Origin of the sequence: Erythrobacter westpacificensis (genome assembly GCF_039542285.1) — a bacterium.
Classification (GTDB): Bacteria; Pseudomonadota; Alphaproteobacteria; order Sphingomonadales; family Sphingomonadaceae; genus Alteraurantiacibacter; species Alteraurantiacibacter westpacificensis.
Genome location: NZ_BAABHV010000009.1, coordinates 35,459 through 53,588, shown reverse-complemented (window position 1 = coordinate 53,588; position 18,130 = coordinate 35,459). Strand labels below are relative to the sequence as shown.

The 18,130-nt window shown below is 63.1% G+C and carries 20 protein-coding genes; 9 read left to right on the top strand and 11 right to left on the bottom strand.

Annotated features, from left to right (window positions below; genetic code table 11):
- Positions 1 to 3: 3 nt before the first annotated feature.
- Positions 4 to 525 (top strand): AHH domain-containing protein, encoded by a 522-nt coding sequence (locus tag ABFX23_RS04925; RefSeq protein WP_346032001.1) that lies wholly within the window; start codon positions 4 to 6, stop codon positions 523 to 525.
- Positions 526 to 531: 6 nt separating this feature from the next.
- Here the strand turns inward: ABFX23_RS04925 and leuA are convergent, their stop codons facing one another.
- The 7 genes from leuA to miaA all read right to left on the bottom strand — a co-directional run bounded on the left by leuA (position 532) and on the right by miaA (position 8,070).
- Complete coding sequence (gene leuA, locus ABFX23_RS04920) at positions 532 to 2,229, bottom strand: 2-isopropylmalate synthase (RefSeq protein WP_346032000.1); 1,698 nt, start codon at positions 2,227 to 2,229, stop codon at positions 532 to 534.
- Positions 2,230 to 2,500: 271 nt separating this feature from the next.
- On the bottom strand, positions 2,501 to 3,145 hold the full coding sequence (locus tag ABFX23_RS04915; RefSeq protein WP_346031999.1) for a YceI family protein: 645 nt from the start codon (positions 3,143 to 3,145) through the stop codon (positions 2,501 to 2,503).
- A 90-nt stretch (positions 3,146 to 3,235) separates the two neighbouring features.
- Entirely contained in the window at positions 3,236 to 3,607 is a 372-nt protein-coding gene (locus ABFX23_RS04910; RefSeq protein WP_346031998.1) for a DUF2200 domain-containing protein, read from the bottom strand.
- 11 nt (positions 3,608 to 3,618) lie between these two features.
- Positions 3,619 to 4,638: a ketol-acid reductoisomerase gene (gene ilvC / locus ABFX23_RS04905; RefSeq protein ID WP_346031997.1), complete on the bottom strand. Its 1,020-nt coding sequence runs from the start codon at positions 4,636 to 4,638 to the stop codon at positions 3,619 to 3,621.
- A 79-nt stretch (positions 4,639 to 4,717) separates the two neighbouring features.
- Positions 4,718 to 5,233, bottom strand: a complete 516-nt coding sequence (ilvN, locus tag ABFX23_RS04900) for an acetolactate synthase small subunit (RefSeq protein ID WP_346031996.1) — start codon at positions 5,231 to 5,233, stop codon at positions 4,718 to 4,720.
- Positions 5,234 to 5,246: 13 nt separating this feature from the next.
- Complete coding sequence (gene ilvB / locus ABFX23_RS04895) at positions 5,247 to 6,989, bottom strand: biosynthetic-type acetolactate synthase large subunit (RefSeq protein WP_346031995.1); 1,743 nt, start codon at positions 6,987 to 6,989, stop codon at positions 5,247 to 5,249.
- Between the two features lie 133 nt (positions 6,990 to 7,122).
- Positions 7,123 to 8,070, bottom strand: a complete 948-nt coding sequence (gene miaA / locus ABFX23_RS04890) for a tRNA (adenosine(37)-N6)-dimethylallyltransferase MiaA (protein WP_346031994.1) — start codon at positions 8,068 to 8,070, stop codon at positions 7,123 to 7,125.
- On the opposite strand from miaA, the gene serB reads away from it, so the two are divergent.
- Positions 8,027 to 8,944, top strand: a complete 918-nt coding sequence (serB, locus tag ABFX23_RS04885) for a phosphoserine phosphatase SerB (RefSeq protein ID WP_346031993.1) — start codon at positions 8,027 to 8,029, stop codon at positions 8,942 to 8,944. The genes miaA and serB overlap by 44 nt on opposite strands.
- Here serB and ABFX23_RS04880 read toward each other — a convergent pair.
- The 4 genes from ABFX23_RS04880 to ABFX23_RS04865 form a co-directional block, all read right to left on the bottom strand.
- The gene (locus tag ABFX23_RS04880) at positions 8,941 to 9,627 is read right to left on the bottom strand and encodes a nitroreductase family protein (protein WP_346031992.1); all 687 of its coding nucleotides are present in this window, start codon (positions 9,625 to 9,627) and stop codon (positions 8,941 to 8,943) included. The two genes, serB and ABFX23_RS04880, sit on opposite strands and share 4 nt — an antisense overlap.
- The gene (locus tag ABFX23_RS04875) at positions 9,624 to 10,043 is read right to left on the bottom strand and encodes a DUF3052 family protein (RefSeq protein WP_346031991.1); all 420 of its coding nucleotides are present in this window, start codon (positions 10,041 to 10,043) and stop codon (positions 9,624 to 9,626) included. Before ABFX23_RS04875 ends, ABFX23_RS04880 begins: the two co-directional genes overlap by 4 nt.
- Positions 10,043 to 12,277 carry a phosphoribosylformylglycinamidine synthase subunit PurL gene (purL, locus tag ABFX23_RS04870; protein ID WP_346031990.1) on the bottom strand — a complete coding sequence of 745 codons (2,235 nt, stop codon included), beginning with the start codon at positions 12,275 to 12,277 and terminating at the stop codon, positions 10,043 to 10,045. The genes ABFX23_RS04875 and purL overlap by 1 nt, the downstream gene beginning before the upstream one ends.
- Before the next feature lie 77 nt (positions 12,278 to 12,354).
- Positions 12,355 to 12,756 carry a DUF2177 family protein gene (locus ABFX23_RS04865; RefSeq protein ID WP_346031989.1) on the bottom strand — a complete coding sequence of 134 codons (402 nt, stop codon included), beginning with the start codon at positions 12,754 to 12,756 and terminating at the stop codon, positions 12,355 to 12,357.
- Between the two features lie 62 nt (positions 12,757 to 12,818).
- On the opposite strand from ABFX23_RS04865, the gene ABFX23_RS04860 reads away from it, so the two are divergent.
- The 7 genes from ABFX23_RS04860 (at position 12,819) to ABFX23_RS04830 (ending at position 18,121) form a co-directional block, all read left to right on the top strand.
- Positions 12,819 to 13,067: an exodeoxyribonuclease VII small subunit gene (locus tag ABFX23_RS04860; protein WP_120078778.1), complete on the top strand. Its 249-nt coding sequence runs from the start codon at positions 12,819 to 12,821 to the stop codon at positions 13,065 to 13,067.
- 17 nt (positions 13,068 to 13,084) lie between these two features.
- Positions 13,085 to 13,978, top strand: a complete 894-nt coding sequence (locus tag ABFX23_RS04855) for a polyprenyl synthetase family protein (protein WP_428831646.1) — start codon at positions 13,085 to 13,087, stop codon at positions 13,976 to 13,978.
- Positions 13,978 to 14,490, top strand: a complete 513-nt coding sequence (gene coaD, locus ABFX23_RS04850; RefSeq protein WP_346031987.1) for a pantetheine-phosphate adenylyltransferase — start codon at positions 13,978 to 13,980, stop codon at positions 14,488 to 14,490. The genes ABFX23_RS04855 and coaD overlap by 1 nt, the downstream gene beginning before the upstream one ends.
- Positions 14,491 to 14,578: 88 nt before the next feature.
- Positions 14,579 to 15,286 carry a peptidylprolyl isomerase gene (locus ABFX23_RS04845; RefSeq protein WP_346031986.1) on the top strand — a complete coding sequence of 236 codons (708 nt, stop codon included), beginning with the start codon at positions 14,579 to 14,581 and terminating at the stop codon, positions 15,284 to 15,286.
- Positions 15,287 to 15,341: 55 nt separating this feature from the next.
- Entirely contained in the window at positions 15,342 to 16,370 is a 1,029-nt protein-coding gene (queA, locus tag ABFX23_RS04840; RefSeq protein ID WP_346031985.1) for a tRNA preQ1(34) S-adenosylmethionine ribosyltransferase-isomerase QueA, read from the top strand.
- Positions 16,371 to 16,412: 42 nt separating this feature from the next.
- Positions 16,413 to 17,357 (top strand): ABC transporter ATP-binding protein, encoded by a 945-nt coding sequence (locus ABFX23_RS04835; protein WP_346031984.1) that lies wholly within the window; start codon positions 16,413 to 16,415, stop codon positions 17,355 to 17,357.
- Positions 17,354 to 18,121: an ABC transporter permease gene (locus ABFX23_RS04830; RefSeq protein WP_346031983.1), complete on the top strand. Its 768-nt coding sequence runs from the start codon at positions 17,354 to 17,356 to the stop codon at positions 18,119 to 18,121. The genes ABFX23_RS04835 and ABFX23_RS04830 overlap by 4 nt, the downstream gene beginning before the upstream one ends.
- Positions 18,122 to 18,130: the final 9 nt, after the last annotated feature.

The following is an 18,130-nucleotide window of genomic DNA, read 5'->3' as shown; positions in this document are numbered from 1 at the left end:
GAGGTGACGCGCGTCGTCGTGCGACGACCGAAGCTCTCGTTCCGCTCGGTAAACGTGAGGGGCAAGCCCGGTTATCAGCCCGAAATGCAACGCCATCACCTGTTGCCGCAGCAGTTGCTGGCCACGGCTGGCCTCGCGCAGATGCTCGATCACCTTGGCAGGGGGCAGGTGGGATTCGACGATTTTCGCTGCAATGGCCTGTTGTTGCCCGCCAGCGAGGCAGCGGCACTGCGCGCCGGCATGCCGCTCCATCGCGGCCCGCATCGCCAGTACAATGCGATGGTTGCGGAGAGAGTAGGGCAGATCGAACAGGAATGGGCGCAGAGGGTAGGGCGCTGCCCACTCGTTGCCCGTCGCGATGCGATCTTTCGTCTCGCTCTGCTGCAACGGGCCTTGCGGCGCCGATTGCTCGACACCGCCCGCGGCCGGCTGACCCTGTGCAGCAAGGACCCCATCGCGAACCAAAAGGATTTCAGTGAACTCGATGCCCTGGTGGACCAGCTCTGGCCGGCAACCGGTTTCTAGATTGCGTCAGAACCTCGGGGTGCCAGGACCGTGCGCGGCGCCGTTGGCGGCCGACAGGATCGCGCGCACGCTGGCCGTGGCCACATCTTCGTCAATACCCACGCCCCAGCCGCTGCGGCCGTCGGGCAGGGTCCACTCGATGTAGGCCGCGGCCCGAGCATCGACGCCCGTGCCCATGGCATGTTCCGAATAGTCGCAGACTTCGAAATCCAGGCCGTAGGTTTCACGAATGGTAGCGAGGACCGAGGAAATCAGTCCCTTGCCGCGACCGGAAACGCGCTGCTCCTCGCCATCCACTTCGATTGTGCCGCTGAACACTCGGTCTCCATCGGCGGCGCGGGCTTCCTCGTAATCGATCAGGCGGAACTTTCGCTTGTCGACCTTCAGGTAATAGGTCTGCTTGAAGCAATCCCAGATGTCCGCCGCGTTGATCTCGCGGCCCGTGTTGTCCGCCATGTACTGCACGTGCTTAGAAAAATCGGCTTGGAGCTTCTTTGGGAGTTTCAACCCCTGCGTCTGCTGCAAAACCCAGGCGAAACCGCCCTTGCCGGATTGCGAGTTGACGCGGATCACGGCCTCGTAATCGCGCCCCAGGTCTGCCGGGTCGATGGGCAGGTAGGGGACGCGCCACTGCTCGTCATTCTGCCGCTCGTGCGCTTCGAAGCCCTTCTTGATGGCATCCTGGTGGCTACCGGAGAAAGCCGTGAAGACCAGTTCGCCGCCGTAGGGATGGCGCTGGTGCACGGGCAGTTCATTGCAGTATTCCACCGTCTCGATCACCTTGTCGATGTCCGAGAAATCGAGGCCGGGATCGACGCCTTGCGTGTACATGTTGAGCGCGACGGTCACGAGACAGCAGTTGCCGGTACGCTCGCCATTGCCGAACAGGCAGCCTTCCACCCGGTCCGCGCCCGCCATCATGCCAAGCTCCGCTGCCGCGACGCCGGTGCCGCGATCGTTGTGCGTGTGCAGGCTGATGACGGCCGCGTCGCGATTGGGCAGGTTGCGGCAGAAATACTCGATCTGGTCGGCGTAGATATTGGGCGTCGCCGCTTCCACGGTGGCAGGCAGGTTGAGGATGATCGGCCAGTCCTTCGTCGGGCCGACGACGTCCATCACGGCCTCGCAAACCTCGAGGCTGAAATCGAGTTCGGCGGTCGAGAACGTCTCGGGCGAATATTCGAACTGCCACTTCGTGTTCGGTCGTTTCGCCGCTTCATCCACCAGCAACTGCGCGCCCTTGACGGCAATCTGCTTAACTTCGTCCTTGCTCATGCGGAAGACGATGTCGCGCCAGGCGGGGCTGACCGCGTTGTAGAGATGAACGATCGCCGAGTGTGCGCCCTCGAGGCTTTCGAAGCTGCGCTTGATCAGGTCTTCGCGCGACTGGGTGAGCACCTGCACCACCACGTCTTCCGGAACCTTGTCCGACTGCACGAGCCAGCTGATGAAGTCGAACTCGGTCTGGCCGGCAGCGGGAAAGCCGACTTCGATTTCCTTTACGCCCACTTCCACCAGCAGGTCGAAGAAGCGCGTTTTCTTGGCGCGGTCCATCGGATCGATGATCGACTGGTTGCCATCGCGCAGGTCCGTGGAGAGCCAGCGGGGCGGGGCGGTGATCGTGCGGCTGGGCCATTGCCGATCCTGCAAGGGAACCTGCGGAAACGGACGGTACTTGGCCGAGGGATCGGACAACATGGGCATTGTGAAAACAGCTTTCTTCGACTTTGCACCGCGCGGGTAGCGACCGGTGCGAATTAATCAACCTGTGGTGGATTAGCCCTTAGGAGTGGTCCCGGCACATCAGGCACGGGAAATGGCACGCCTAAGGGCGAGTAAGTCGAAGCAGGGATAGGCTGTAGGCCTGCGTCATGAGGACCAATCTTAAGGACGATTGGTTAACAGGTCCAGACACAATTGGGGCCGCAGAACGGAAATGTCGGTCCTGCGGCCCCGGATATACTTTCAATTGCAATCAGTTCTTTTCGAACGCTGCCGTGATTTCCAGCTCGACCTCGTCACCAAGACCGAAGGGGATGCCCCAGCCGAGATTCCATTCGGACCGCATGATGGTCGTCTCTGCGTGGAAGCCCACGGTTTCCTTCTGGTTCATCGCATTGGTGCCCATGCCGGCGAGCTCGGCATCCAGCGTGACTTCCCTGGTGACGCCGTTGAACGTCAGGTTCCCGGTGATGTCCGCCGAGGTGTCGCCGGTCGGCGTGACCGAGGTGGAAACGAAGCGGGCGGGTTCGGGGTTGGGGCCGAAGAAATCGGGATCTGCGCCGTCCGTACCGGCGCGCAGCAGGTGATCCTTCAGGCCGGCGCTGGCCACGGTCACGTCAGCGATCGGAATGGAAACGTCGACGCTGGAACTGGAAAGGTCTGCCGTATCGAGTTCCAGCGTGCCGGTGATGTCACCGAAAATGCCGAAGTAATCGTTAAAGCCGAGGTGATCGAGGCCCCAGACGACCAGGGTGTGGGCCGGGTCTGCGGAATAGGTGCCGGAGGTGATGGCGCTGGTATCTATCTCGCCGCCTTCGTGGTTATCAGCGTTGGCGCCGCTGATCGCGAAAGTCGAAATGGCTGCTGCGCCTGCAAGGGCCAGAATTGTCTTACGCATCAGAAATATCTCCCGGTGAATGGGTAAGGGGGTGCCGCGCAAGATGGCGAGCCTGTTTGACAATGTCTACCGGGGTTTGCCTTTACGTGCCTAAAGTCCATCCTCTGACGGTTTTGGTTGCCGCAGGATTGAATCCAGCTTCTTGCCCCGCGCAAGTTCGTCGACCAGCTTGTCCATGTAACGCAGCTCCCGCATCAGTGGGTCTTCCACGTTCTCCACGCGAACGCCGCATACGACACCGGTTATCAGCGCCCTGTCGGGATTGAGCGGTGCTTCCTCGATGAAGGTGCGACAGTCGACCTGCACTTCGATCTGATGCTCGAGCCGGTCCTGCGAATAGCCGGTGAGCCACCGCAGGACCGTGTCGAGTTCGTCCTTCGAGCGCCCCTTCTTCTCGACCTTGCTGACGTAGAGCGGGTAGATACTCGCGAACGTCATCGAGAAGATGCGGTGCTCGGTCACAGGCTGACGCCTTAGTTCTTTTCCTTGTCCACCAGCTTGTTGGCGCTGATCCAAGGCATCATGGCGCGCAGTTGCGAACCGGTCTGCTCGATCGGGTGGGCTTCAGCGCGTTTGCGGGCGGCCTTCAGCTCCGGCTGACCGGCGCGGTTGTCGAGAACGAAATTCTTCACGAAACGGCCCGACTGGATATCGTCCAGCACGCGCTTCATCTCGGCCTTGGTTTCCTCGGTGATGATGCGCGGGCCGGTGGTGATGTCGCCGTATTCGGCGGTGTTGCTGATCGAATAACGCATGTTGGCGATGCCGCCTTCATACAGCAGGTCGACGATCAGCTTGGTTTCGTGCAGGCACTCGAAATAGGCCATTTCGGGCGCGTAACCGGCTTCGGTCAGGGTCTCGAACCCGGCCTGGATCAGGTGGGTGATACCGCCGCACAGCACGGCCTGTTCGCCGAACAGGTCGGTCTCGCATTCCTCGCGGAAGTTCGTCTCGATGATGCCCGAACGGCCGCCACCGACGCCGCTGGCATAGGCGAGGGCGAGGTCGTGCGCGTTGCCGCTGGCATCCTGGTGGATCGCGATCAGGCAGGGGACGCCGCCGCCGCGCTGGTATTCGCTGCGCACCGTGTGGCCGGGGCCCTTGGGCGCGATCATGATGACGTCGATATCCTCGGGGGCTTCGATCAGGCCGAAGTGGACGTTGAGCCCGTGGGCGAAAGCGAGGGCAGCGCCCGGCTTCATGTTGCCCTTGAGATCGTTCTCCCAGATCGCGGCCTGGTGCTCGTCCGGCGCGAGGATCATGAGAATGTCGGCCTGCTCGGCAGCCTGCTTGTTCGAAAGCACCTCGAAACCGGCGGCCTCGGCCTTCTTCGCGGTGGCGGAGCCTTCGCGCAGGGCGATGGCGACGTCCTTCACGCCGGAGTCGCGCAGGTTCTGGGCGTGGGCATGGCCCTGGCTGCCATAGCCGAGAACCACGATCTTCTTGTCGGTGATCAGGTTGAGATCGGCGTCGGCGTCGTAATAAACTTTCATGGTTCGTCCTGTTATATTCTCGAGTGTTCTAATGGCGGGTGGCATAGGCCTCCCGGTGAATGATTGGAATGGGTGGCCCTTACGCCCCCTCGCTGCCGCGCATCATGCCGACGATGCCGGAGCGGCCGACCTCGACGAGGCCAAGACCGCGCATGAGCGCGATGAAACTGTCGATCTTGTCCTTTGCGCCGGTCAGCTCGAAAACGAAGCTCTCGGTCGTGGTGTCGACCACGCTGGCGCGGAAAACGTCGGCGATGCGCAGGGCTTCCACGCGGTGCTCGCCCGTGCCCTTTACCTTCACCAGTGCCAGTTCGCGCTCCACGTGCGGGCCTTCATCGGTGAGATCTGTCACGCGGTGGACGGGCACCAGCCGCTCCAGCTGTGCCATGATCTGATCGATGACCTGAGGCGGGCCGCCGGTGACGATGGTGATGCGACTGATGGCATGGTCCTCGGAAATATCCGCCACGGTCAGGCTGTCGATGTTGTAGCCGCGGGCGGTGAACAGGCCGGTGATCTTGGCGAGAATGCCCGGTTCGTTGTCCACCACCACGGTCAGCACGTGGCGCTCGGCTGCGCGATGTTCGATCTTCATTTCGCGTGTTTCCTTACACCAGGGCCTTGGCTTCGTCGGCCATGGTGCCGCCGTGCTGATCGCCATAGAGCAGCATTTCGGTATGCGCCGCGCCCGATGGAATCATCGGGAAGCAGTTGGCTTCCTTCGATACGTGGCAATCCACGATCACCGGCCCGTCATGGTCCAGCATGGCACGTATGCCGTCTTCCAATTCGTGCTCGCCCGTGATGCGGATGCCCTTCCAGCCGTAGCTCTCGGCCAGTTTCACGAAATCGGGCAGGCTATCGGAATAGCTGTTCGAATAGCGGCTTTCGTAGGTGAGTTCCTGCCACTGGCGAACCATGCCCATGTATTCGTTGTTGAGGATGAAAACTTTCACCGGAAGGCGGAACTGGCTGGCAGTGCCCAGTTCCTGGATGTTCATCTGGATCGAGGCTTCACCGGCAATGTCGATCACGAGGCTGCCCGGATTGCCCAACTGCGCACCGATCGCAGCGGGCAGGCCATAGCCCATCGTGCCGAGACCGCCGCTGGTCAGCCACTTGTTCGGCCCCATGAAACCGAAGTACTGAGCCGCCCACATCTGGTGCTGGCCCACTTCGGTGGTGATGATGGGGTCGCGGTCCCTGGTCATGGCGAACAGCGTCTCGACCGCCTTCTGCGGCATCAGCGCTTCACCCTTTTCCGGATAGGCGAGACTGTCCCGCGCTTTCCAGCCGGTGACGCGGGCCTTCCATTCGCCAAGGTCCTTCGCCTTGCGGCTGCCCCAGCACTCGATCATCTGTTCCAGCACGGTGCCGCAATCGCCGACGATGCCGAGGTCGACCGGCACCACCTTGTTGATGCTGGCCCGGTCGATATCGATGTGGATCTTCTTCGAATCCGGCGAGAAGGCATCGAGGCGGCCCGTCACGCGGTCGTCAAAACGAGCGCCCACGCAAATCATCACGTCGCACTGGTTCATCGCCATGTTGGCTTCGTAGGTGCCGTGCATGCCCAGCATCCCAAGCCAGTCGGGATGATCGGCGGGGAAGGCGCCAAGGCCCATCAGCGTGCTGGTGAGCGGCGCGCCGGTCAATTTCTGGAACCTGCGCAGCGCCTCGGATGCAGCCGGGCCGGAATTGATCACGCCGCCGCCCGTATAGAGCACGGGACGCTCAGCATTTGCGATAAGCTCCACCGCCTCGGCGATTTCCTCTGCCGAGCCGACGGTGCGCGGCTGGTAGCGCTTTTTCCGTTCCGTCGCGCCTGCAGGCATCGCAGCCGTAGCAATCTGCACGTTCTTGGGAACGTCGATAACGACAGGGCCTGGGCGCCCGCTGGAAGCGATTTCGAACGCCTCCTCGATCGTGGCGGCAAGATCTGCAGGGTCCCTGACCAGGTAGTTATGCTTCGTGCAGTGCCGCGTCAGGCCGACGGTATCGGCTTCCTGGAAGGCATCGGTACCGATCAGATTGGTGGGCACCTGCCCGGTGATCACGACCAGCGGGATCGAATCGAGGAAGGCATCGGCAATGCCGGTGATGGCATTTGTTGCGCCGGGGCCGGAGGTGACGAGGACCACGCCGGGCTTGCCGGTGGAACGGGCATAGCCTTCCGCCGCGTGCGCCGCGCCGGCCTCGTGCCGTACGAGGATGTGGCGGATACGCTGGTCCGAGAACAGTTCGTCGTAAATGGGGAGCACGGCGCCACCGGGATAGCCGAACACGAATTCGACACCCTGCCGCACCAGGCTTTCGACCAGTATCGCAGCGCCGCTGCGTTCATCCGACACGTTACTCTCCTTGCATGATCCACGCGATCCCGGCTCGCCGGAAAAGATTGACCCGGCACAATCGCTTGCGCCGGGTCATCCTCTCCTACTCACCGAGAGCGTCACTATTGGGAATATTCTGTCTTGTCAACCGCTATCTGGAAAACAATATTTCAAATTGGGTTCTCAAATCGACACTTTCGGGCGACAAGCGAGTCCAATCTTCCGGAGGCTGGTGGCGCAGCCAGGTGTACTGGCGCTTCGCATAATTTCGCGTGACCTGCTGGCCGAGCGCGATCGCCTCATTCCGTGACAGCTCGCCGCGAAGGAAGGCGGCGATCTGGGGCACGCCGATCGCGCGCATCACCGGAAGGTCTTTGGGCAGGCCTCGGGTGAGCAGGCGCTTGACTTCCTCGACTGCGCCATTCTCCATCATCAGGGCAAAGCGCCTGTCGCACCGCTCGTAGAGCCACTCGCGATCCGGCAGCAGCACTAGCGGGGCAAGGGTTATGGCGCGGCCAATGCCGCCGACCTTCTTCTCTTGCCACGCGTGCAAGGGCTTGCCGGTGGATCGGACGACCTCGAGGGCGCGGGCAAGACGCTGGGTATCACCAGCGTGGAGTCTATCCGCCGCTGCGGGGTCTTCTGCCTGCACGGCCTGATAGAGAGCCGAGGCATCCAGAGACCGGACTTCAGTCCGGATGGTCTTGTCGATGGCTGGAATGGGTGCGATCCCTTCCAGCAAGGTTCGTAGGTAAAGGCCCGTGCCGCCGACGAGGATCGGCACCATTCCGGCAAGGTGTGCATTCTCGATCTCGCGTTTGGCGGCATCTGACCAGTCGGCGGCGGAGCAGGGCTGTGCGCCGTCCCAAGCGCCAAACAGGCGGTGCGGCACGCCGCGCATGTCGTTTTCGCCTGGCCGCGCGCTCAGCACCTTCAGATCGGCATAGACCTGCGCGCTGTCGGCGTTGATGACGAGTGCCGAGCGGCCCGCGTTTTCCAGAGCCAGGGCGAGGTCCACCGCCAGATCGCTCTTGCCGCTGGCGGTTGGCCCTGCAATGAGCGCCACCGGTTTCGATACTGGAGATGCCAACTTGCTCATTGCCCGGCTGATAGCAGACCCCGCCACACTGGAAAGTCGCCTCGACGCGATGACGGCCGCGCTCGCTGGCACGTCCGTGTCCGTAGCCCATGCCGCGATGCTCGATTTCTGCGGAGAGGTTCTGCAGATCGAAACGCCGGGCGACGACCTGGAAACCCTGCGCGAGGCGATCGACACGCATATCGCCCCCAGCGATGCGATCATCGCGCGCGACTTCTTCCGCGTGCCTGAACTCTTCATCTCCGACATGGACTCCACCATGATCGGACAGGAATGCATCGACGAGCTTGCCGATTTCGCTGACCTGAAAGCGCAGGTCGCCGACATTACCGAGCGCGCCATGCAGGGCGAACTCGATTTCGAAAGCGCCCTGCGCGAACGCGTGGCCCTGCTGGAAGGGCTGGACGAAGACGCGATCTACCAATGTCTGGATGATCGCATCCGCCCGAATGAAGGCGCGCGCATACTGGTCGAGACTTTGCGCGCGAAAAGCTGCCGCACCGTGCTGGTGACGGGCGGCTTCCACCATTTTGCAGATGTAATCGCGACCCAGCTTGGTTTTGATCGCGTGGTCGGCAACCGTCTCGAAGTGGTCGGCGGCAAGCTGACCGGTGGACTGGTTGGCGGAATCACCGACAGTTCAGTGAAGAAATCGGTCCTGCTTGAAGAAATGGGCAAGCTGGGCGAGGAAGCGCAGAGCATGGCTGCCGGAGACGGCGCGAACGACATCCCGATGCTGGAAGCCTCCACCTACGGCATCGCTTATCGTGCCAAGCCAAAGGCACGCGCGGCGGCGAATGGCTGGGTGGATCGCGGCGACCTGACGACGCTGCTCAAACTGCTGGAAATCCGCGAAGAGGAGTGGGTGGCCTAGAGCCAGCTTGAAATCTGCTCAAGCGGCTTTTTCTTCAGCGCGTGCTCGGGAACAATCGCGTCCTCGGCTGCATGGCCCACAACGACGATCATCAGCGGCTTTTCATTCGACGGGCGACCACACAGGTCGCGCAGGAAGCCCATGGGTGATGGCGTGTGCGTCAGCGTGGCGAGTCCCGCTTCGTGCAGCGTGGCAATCAACATCCCGCAGGCAATGCCGACGCTTTCGTTGACGTAATAGTTCTGCGTCTGCCCGTCTTCCTCGATCCCGCCGGTGCGCTGCGCGAAGCAGACGATCAGCCACGGTGCGGTTTCGAGGAACGGCTTGCTCGCATCGGTGCCGATGGGGGCGAGGGCCTCCAGCCACTCCTCGCTCGCCTTGGGCTTGTCACCGTCATCGCCGTAGAAACGACGCTCTTCGGCTTCCGCTGCCTCGCGGATGGCGCGCTTGTTTTCCGCCGAACCGATGACGGCGAAGTGCCACGGCTGGTGATTGGCGCCACTGGGCGCCGTGCCGGCGGCACGAATCGCGTATTCTATCACTTCGCGCGGCACCGGTGCGTCCGTGAAAGCGCGACAGGAGTGACGGGTTCTCAACTTTTCGAACGCAACGCGGGCGCGGGCCACCCGTTCTTCATCCGATAGGTCGGGCAGGGGTGGAAAAGGCTGGTGCGTGTCGCTCATCGCAATTCCTTGCGGATCACGAGTTTCAGGCCCGACCACACTTCGTCCATCGCGCATTTCTTGGTGTCGACGAAACCGAGTTCCAGGCCGGTAGCGCGCACATCATGCTCGTTGATCGTACCTTCCATGCCCGCCCCCTTCTTGGGCCAGCTCACCCAGACCTGGCCGTCCGTGGCCAAGGCTCCGCGCAGTCTTGATAAGACGCCCACCAGTGCCCCGGGCTCGGTCACGAAGACATGCGCGGCATCCACGCCTTCCTCAGGCTCCGCAACGAAGGTCAGGTCGAGCGCGTATTCGGCGATCTCCTGCTCGACGCTGTCCGGCATTCCGCTGAACCACACCCGCTGCCCGTCACGCAGGTTCAGCTTCTTGGCGAGAGGCGTATCGGAATAGCCGCCGGGTAGGTGAGAGGGCATCAGCCCTCCATCCATTCCTTGAAGAAGCTGCGGTGCGCGGTGCGCATGTCATCCAGCGAAACGCCGAGCAGGCTGTCGCCGCCGGTCGTGCCGAGGCGGCGGAATCCCACGCGAGCCTGGTCCTCGTCCTCGGTGCCCTTCGCCAGCGCCTCGTTCAGTGCCTGCGGATCGGGAACCGTGACGACGTAGCGGCCCTGGTCCTCGCCGAACCACCACTGCGCAGCGGTGTATTGCTCGTTCTGCTCGACGTCGGCGCCGATGCCGCCGGCCATGGCCATTTCGGCCAGCGCTACGGCAATGCCACCGTCGGATACGTCGTGCACTGCGCTCACCAGACCCTCGGCGATCAACTGGCGCACGATCTTACCAGCAGCCTTTTCCAGCGTCAGGTCGACAGGCGGGGCGCGACCCTCGTCGCGGCCATGCACCACGCTGAGCCACAGCGACTTGCCGAGGTGCGAGCGTTCGGGATCGGGCGTGGCCCAGGCTTCCGAGCCGATGAGGTAGATCGTCTCACCCTCGGCCTTGAAGCCCATGGTCATCATCGTGTCGTAATCGTCGATGATACCCACACCGCCGATGGCGGGTGTCGGAAGGATCGCCGACCCGCCGCCGGTCGCCTTGCTCTCGTTGTAGAGAGAGACGTTGCCCGACACGATCGGGAAATCGAGCTCCCGGCAGGCCTCGCCCATGCCGTCCAGCGCATGGACGAACTGGGCCATGATCTCGGGGCGCTGCGGATTGGCGAAGTTGAGGCAGTTGGTGACCGCCAGTGGACGCGCGCCCACGGCGCACAGGTTGCGATAGGCCTCGGCAATTGCCTGCTTTCCCCCCTCGTAAGGGTTGGCATGGACATAACGCGGCGTACAGTCGGTGCTGATCGCCAGCGCCTTCTTGGTGCCGTGCACACGCACAACGCCAGCGTCGCCGCCGGTCTGCAATGTATCCGCGCCCACCTGGCTGTCGTACTGTTCCGAAATCCAGGCCTTGGAGGCGAGGTTGGGGGAGGCCAGCAGTTCGAGCAGGTCCTTGCCCGGATTGCCGCTGTCGGGACGTGCTACCATCGGCTCGATACCGGCCCAGTTCGCGTATTCCTCTTTCGAGAGATAGGGGCGGTCGTACTCCGGTGCGTCGGCAGCCAGCGGGCCGAGCGGGATGTCGCAGACGACTTCGCCGTCGAATTCCAGCACCATGTGGCGGGTGTCGGTCACTTCGCCGATCACGGCGAAATCTAGCTCCCACTTCTCGAAGATGGCGGCGGCCATTTCTTCCTTGCCGGGCTTCAGCACCATGAGCATCCGCTCCTGGCTCTCGCTCAGCATCATCTCGTAAGGCGTCATGCCTTCCTCGCGGCAGGGCACCTTGTTCATGTCGAGCCGGATGCCCGCCTTGCCGTTGGTGGCCATTTCCACGCTGGAGGAGGTGAGGCCCGCAGCGCCCATGTCCTGAATGGCGACGATGGCGTCGGTCGCCATCAGTTCGAGGCACGCCTCGATCAGCAGCTTCTCGGTGAAGGGATCGCCCACCTGCACGGTGGGGCGCTTTTCCTCGGCATCCTCGCCGAAGTCGGCGCTGGCCATGGTGGCACCGTGAATGCCGTCGCGCCCGGTCTTGGAGCCGACATAGACGATGGGATTACCGACGCCCGTTGCGGCGGAGTAGAAGATCTTATCGGCATCGGCGACGCCAACGGTCATGGCGTTCACGAGGATGTTGCCGTCGTAGGCCGGGTGGAAGTTCGTCTCGCCAGCCACGGTGGGCACCCCCACGCAGTTGCCGTAGCCGCCGATACCCGCAACGACGCCCTGCACCAAGTGCTTCATCTTGGGGTGGTCGGGACGGCCGAAACGCAGCGCGTTGGCGTTGGCCACCGGCCGGGCACCCATGGTGAACACGTCGCGCAGGATTCCGCCGACGCCCGTCGCCGCGCCCTGGTAGGGCTCGATGTAGGAGGGGTGATTGTGGCTCTCCATCTTGAAGATGGCGGCCTGTCCGTCGCCGATGTCGATCACGCCCGCGTTTTCGCCGGGGCCGCAGATCACCCAGGGCGCCTCGGTCGGCAGCTTCTTCAGGTGTAGGCGGCTGGACTTGTAGGAGCAGTGCTCGCTCCACATGACCGAAAAGATGCCCAGTTCCACAAGGTTGGGCTCGCGGCCAAGAGCGTGCAGGACGCGCTCGTATTCTTCCTCGGACAGCCCGTGCTGGGCGACGACTTCTGCGGTGATCTCTGACATGGCGAGCGCCTTAGCCCCGGCGTCGACGCTTCGCCAGTCCCCTGATCGCCAATTTTACCCAGATTAGCGTGTGGGGATCAGCTCGCGAACCGCAGCGCGGCCCACGTCGCCACGCTTGCGGCAACGGCTGTGGCGAAGGCGCCCCACGTAATGTCGATCAGCGAAAGGTGGGTGGACCACACTTTCAGCACGGCCTGGCTGGTGAGATCGAACGTGGCGTAGCACAGCCCGCCCAGCAGCGCGCCGTTGAGCAAGGCAGTGCCCACGCTGCCCGCCTCTATCCCCGGCTTCACCGCGAACCACAGCATTCCCGCTATGTATATAAGGTAGAAGGCAATCGCCGCGCCCATGCGGAACTCTTCCGCCAAGATGGAGCCGATCACCGGACGATAGAGATTGTCCGCCGCCCAGCGCAGGTAAACCGCATCCAGCGCGCCGAAAGCCAATGCAGCGGCGATATAGGCGATAATCCACTTCATTACGGCTCTCCTGCTCCTCGCGCAGCTTGACCCTGCGCCCTGCCACCGTCAATGGTCCCTGCATGGCAGACAGTGGTCCCGACATTTCGGCGATGAGCTTTGAAGAGGCGCTCCGCAGCCTCGAGGACGTGGTGCGCAGGCTGGAAGGCGGCGAAGTGCCGTTGGACGAGAGTATTGCGCTTTATGAACGCGGCGAGGCTTTGCGCCGCCATTGCCAGGCGCGGCTGGACGCAGCGCAGGAGCGGATCGAGAAGATCGTCGCCGGTCCCGATGGCAAACCCACGGGCACCGCGCCCTTCGACGCAGGGTGACGGCGATGGGGCTGGTAATGGCGGACGACGTTCTCGGCAGGGGGCTCCAGCGCGTGCAGCGCGAGGTGGATGCCTGCTTCGACCAGTTGCTTCCCGTTCCCGACGATGCCCGCGCCCCGTTGGTCGAGGCCATGCGCTACGCCATGATCGACGGCGGCAAGCGGGTGCGCCCGATGCTGCTGGTGACGGTGGCGGAAATGTACGGCGCCAGCCGCGATGCCGCCGTGCGCGCAGGCTGCGCGATCGAGGCGATCCACGTCTATTCGCTGATCCACGACGACCTTCCGTGCATGGACGATGACGACCTGCGCCACGGCAAGCCCACGCTGCACAGGCAGTATGACGAGGCGACAGCGGTGCTTGCGGGCGATTCGCTGCACGCGCTGGCCTTCGAGATCCTTGGCGGCACGCTGGTCAGCACCGATCCTTTCATCCGGGCAGAGCTTGTCCACGCGCTCGCCAGCGCCAGCGGCCACAACGGCATGGCTGGCGGGCAGGTGATGGACATGGCTGCCGAGAAGGAACAGTTCGACCTGCACGGCGTCACCCGCTTGCAGCAACTCAAGACCGGCGCGCTGCTAGGCGCTGCCGTCGAAATGGGCGCGATCCTGGCGAAAGTACCGGAAGACGCGCGCGGCCACTTGCGCAATTACGCTCGCGACATCGGCCTTGCTTTCCAGATCGCGGACGACCTGCTGGACGAGGAAGGCGACGAGGAAAAGGCCGGCAAGGCGCTGCGCAAGGACGCGGGGCAGGGCAAGGCTACGTTCGTATCGCTGATGGGCGTGGAAGGTGCACGGGCGCAGGCTAGGGCGCTGTCGGAACAGGCCATCGGGCACCTTTCGGGGCACGGCAAAGAGGCTGACCTGCTGCGGGCATTGGCGCGGTTTATCGTCGAGCGGGATCGGTGATGACAGAACGCATCGGCCTTTATCCCGGCACCTTCGACCCATGTACGCTAGGCCACGCCGATATCATCCGGCGCGGGGCCAAGCTGGTGGATCGGCTGGTGATCGGCGTCACCACCAATCCCAGCAAGAACCCGATGTTCACGCCTGAAGAGCGGATGGACATGATGAAAAGTGAGATCAAGCGGCTCGGCCTGAAGAATGTCGAGATACGCGGTTTCGACGCGTTGCTGATGAAATTCGCCAGCCATGTTGGGGCCAGCCTGATCGTGCGCGGGCTGCGCGCCGTCGCCGATTTCGAGTACGAGTACCAGATGGCGGGCATGAACCAGCAACTCGACGACTCCATCGAAACTGTCTTCCTGATGGCCGACATCTCGCTGCAACCCATCGCCAGCAAACTGGTGAAGGAAATCGCCCTTTACGGCGGCGATATTGCGCCTTTCGTCAGCCCGGCCATCAAGCAGCACGTGGAAAAGCGTGTGCAGGAAATCGGTCGGCGCGGCGAGCTGTAGGAATCGCGCATCCATTATGTTCATTGAACTGTCAGCCCCCAGCCGATAGGGCTGCATCCCAATTCACCTTTCACTTTCGGACGGGACCATGATCCGCCACTTCGCGCTGACGGCCATCGCTGCCGCTTTCACCTTCTCCGCCGCTCCTGCCGCCGCGCAGGACATGTCGCTCACCCCGGCCGTGGAGAACGTCGAGTCCACCAACGAGCAAACCCGGCAGCTCCCGATCCGCGTCAATTTCGACATGCAGGAAGACCGCGAGAACATCCTCCTGCTCGACCTGTCGACTGGGGAGCGCGTGGCGATCCGGCTGGTGCCGGAATGGGCGCCCAACCACGTGGAGCGGATCAAGACGCTGGCGCGTGACGGGTTCTACAACGGCGTGCCGTTCCACCGCGTCATCGACGGGTTCATGGCGCAGACCGGCGACCCGACCGGCACCGGGCAGGGCGGCTCCACGCTTCCCGACCTGGAGGAAGAGTTCAACATGCTGCCGCACGTGCGCGGCACCGTTTCAATGGCCCGTGCCGATTCAGAGGACAGCGCGAACAGCCAGTTCTTCATCGTTTTCTACCCGCGTTTCGCGCTGGATCGCCGCTACACCAATTTCGGCCGCGTGATTAACAACATGGCTGCCGTCGACGCCATCCAGCGGGGCGAGCCGCCCAGCAATCCCACGCGCATCCTGCAGGCGAGCATTGCGGCAGACAACGTGCCGCAGGTGATGCCCTCCCAGACGCCGCAGCGCGAAGAGCGCATCACGCTCGACATGCTCAACGCCGCCGGCAACGAGTAAGCCAGCTCGCCCATGCGGGCCCTTCGACAGGCTCAGGGTGATCGGTGGTTAGCTGATGCGCGTTGATCTCTTCGATTTCGACCTGCCGCAGGAATTGATCGCGCTGCGCCCGGCGCGGCCGCGCGATGCCGCGCGCATGCTGGTCGTGAATGGTGACGAGCCAATTGCCGATTGCGGGGTGCTCGACCTGCCGAAGTTGCTGCGGGCAGGCGATGTTCTGGTGTTCAACGATACCCGCGTCATCCCTGCCCAGCTCGAGGGGCGGCGCGGGGAGGCGCGCATCGGCGCGACGCTGCACAAGCGCTTGGACTTGCGTCGCTGGCAGGCCTTCATCCGCAATGCCAAGCGCCTGAAGCCCGGCGATCGCATCGAGTTCGGGGCAGACGTGTTCGCCGTGGCGGAAGATCGTCACGAAGACGGCAGCTTCACCCTGGCCTTCGAAGGCGAGGAGCCTGTCGAGATCTTGCTGGAGCGGGCCGGGCGAATGCCGCTGCCGCCCTATATCGCGGGCAAGCGAGAGACGGACGCGCAGGACCGCGAGGATTACCAGACGATGTTCGCGCGCGAGGATGGCGCTGTTGCCGCCCCCACGGCCGCGCTGCATTTCACTGACCGCCTGATCGCCGCACTGGACGAGGCGGGGATCGGCCGTGAGACGCTTACCCTGCACGTGGGGGCGGGCACGTTCCTGCCGGTGAAGGCGGAAGACACGGACGACCACCGTATGCACGCCGAGTTCGGTACGATCTCGGCCGAGACTGCCGACCGCCTCAATGCTGTGCGCGCGGACGGTGGCCGGGTGATCGCAGTAGGCACCACCAGTCTCAGACTGCTGGAAAGCGCGACCGGAGAAGACGGCATGATCCGCCCGTTTTCCGGCGATACGTCGATCTTCATCACGCCCGGTTACAAGTTCCGGGCAGTGGACGGCCTGATGACCAATTTCCACCTGCCCAAATCAACGCTGATGATGCTCGTCTCCGCCCTGATGGGCACCGAGCGGATGCAGGAAGTCTATGCCCACGCCATCGCGGAAGGGTACCGGTTCTACAGCTACGGCGATTCCAGCCTGTTGATCCCATAGGGCCAGCTTGCAATTCCCGGCTCCCGCCCCACAAGGGCTTTCATGTCCGAACCGATTCTCGACATTCGTGGCCTTGAGAAAACCTACAAGGGCGGCGTGAAGGCGCTTGACGGCGTCGATCTCACTATCAAACGGGGCGAGATTTTTGCGCTGCTGGGGCCAAACGGCGCGGGCAAGACGACGCTGATCGGCTCCGTATGCGGCATGGTACGTCCCACCGGCGGCACGATCACGGCATTCGGCATGGACCTGGCGAAGCACTGGAAGCAGGTGCGCCGCGATATCGGGCTGGTGCCGCAGGAACTCAGCTTCGACATGTTCGACAAGGTCATCCGGCAGGTGCGCTACTCGCGCGGCATGTTCGGCTGCGCGCCCGACGAGAAGCGGATCGAGGAAGTGCTGCGCAGCCTCAGCCTGTGGGACAAGCGCGATGCCGCCATTCGCGAGTTGTCGGGTGGGATGAAGCGCCGTGTGATGATCGCCAAGGCACTGGCGCACGATCCGCAACTGCTCTTCCTCGATGAACCGACCGCCGGTGTGGACGTGGAATTGCGGCGCGACATGTGGCGCCAGATCGACGCGTTGCGCGAGCGCGGGACCACGATCATCCTCACCACGCATTATATCGAGGAGGCCGAGGAAATGGCCGACCGGGTGGGCGTCATCAACAAGGGGCGCATCCTGCTGGTGGACGAGAAGGACGCTATCATGGCCAAGCTCGGCCGCACGGAGGCGCATTTCACCTTCGATAAGCCGCTGGCTGAAGTCCCAGCCTCGCTTTCCGGCTTCGCGCTGCACCTCGAACAGGGCGGTGCCTGCCTGGTATACCGCGGTGGCGATGGCACCGGACAAGGCAAGCGCGACGTGGCGGAAATCGCACACACCATGACGCGTGAAGGCCTCGTCTTCACTGGAATGGAAACCCGCGAAAGCACGCTGGAGGACATTTTCGTCGACCTGCTGAATGAGCGGGAGGTGACGGCATGACATTCAATGCTCGCGGTGCTTTCGCGATTTTCAAGAACGAACTGATGCGCATGTTCCGAACGGCGTTCGGCTCCATTGCCTCGCCCGTCATCACAACGTCGCTCTACCTGGTGGTCTTCGGCGCGGCGATCGGCAGCCGCATGGAGCTGCCGGGCGGCACGGACTACGCCAGCTTCATCGTCCCCGGCCTGCTGATGCTGACCTTGCTGACCGAAAGCACGAGCAACGCCAGCTTCGGCATCTACATGCCCAAGTTCACCGGCGCGATCTACGAGCTGCTGTCTGCGCCGGTGGGTGTGGCCGAAACGCTGATCGGCTTCGTGGGCGCGGCAGCGGTGAAATCCCTGATTCTTGCCGTAGTGATCCTCGGCACGGCGGCGCTGATCGTGGATTACCAGTTGCAGCACCCGGTCTATGCGTTCTTCTACATCCTGCTGGTAGCAGCGACGTTTTCCCTTCTCGGTTTCATCATCGGCCTGTGGGCGGACGGGTTCGAGAAGCTGCAGATCGTGCCGCTGCTCATCATCATGCCGCTCACTTTCCTTGGCGGCACGTTCTATTCGCTGGACATGCTGGGTGAACCGTGGCGCTCGGTCGCGATGATCAACCCGGTCGTCTATCTGGTGAATGGCCTTCGCTGGACCTTCCTTGGCCAGTCGGACTTCCCGATAGCCATTTCGCTGGCCGCGACGCTGGGCTTCCTGCTGGTTTGCGTCGCCATCATCGCGTGGATTTTCAAGACAGGGTGGCGATTGCGCGAATGACGCGCTAGC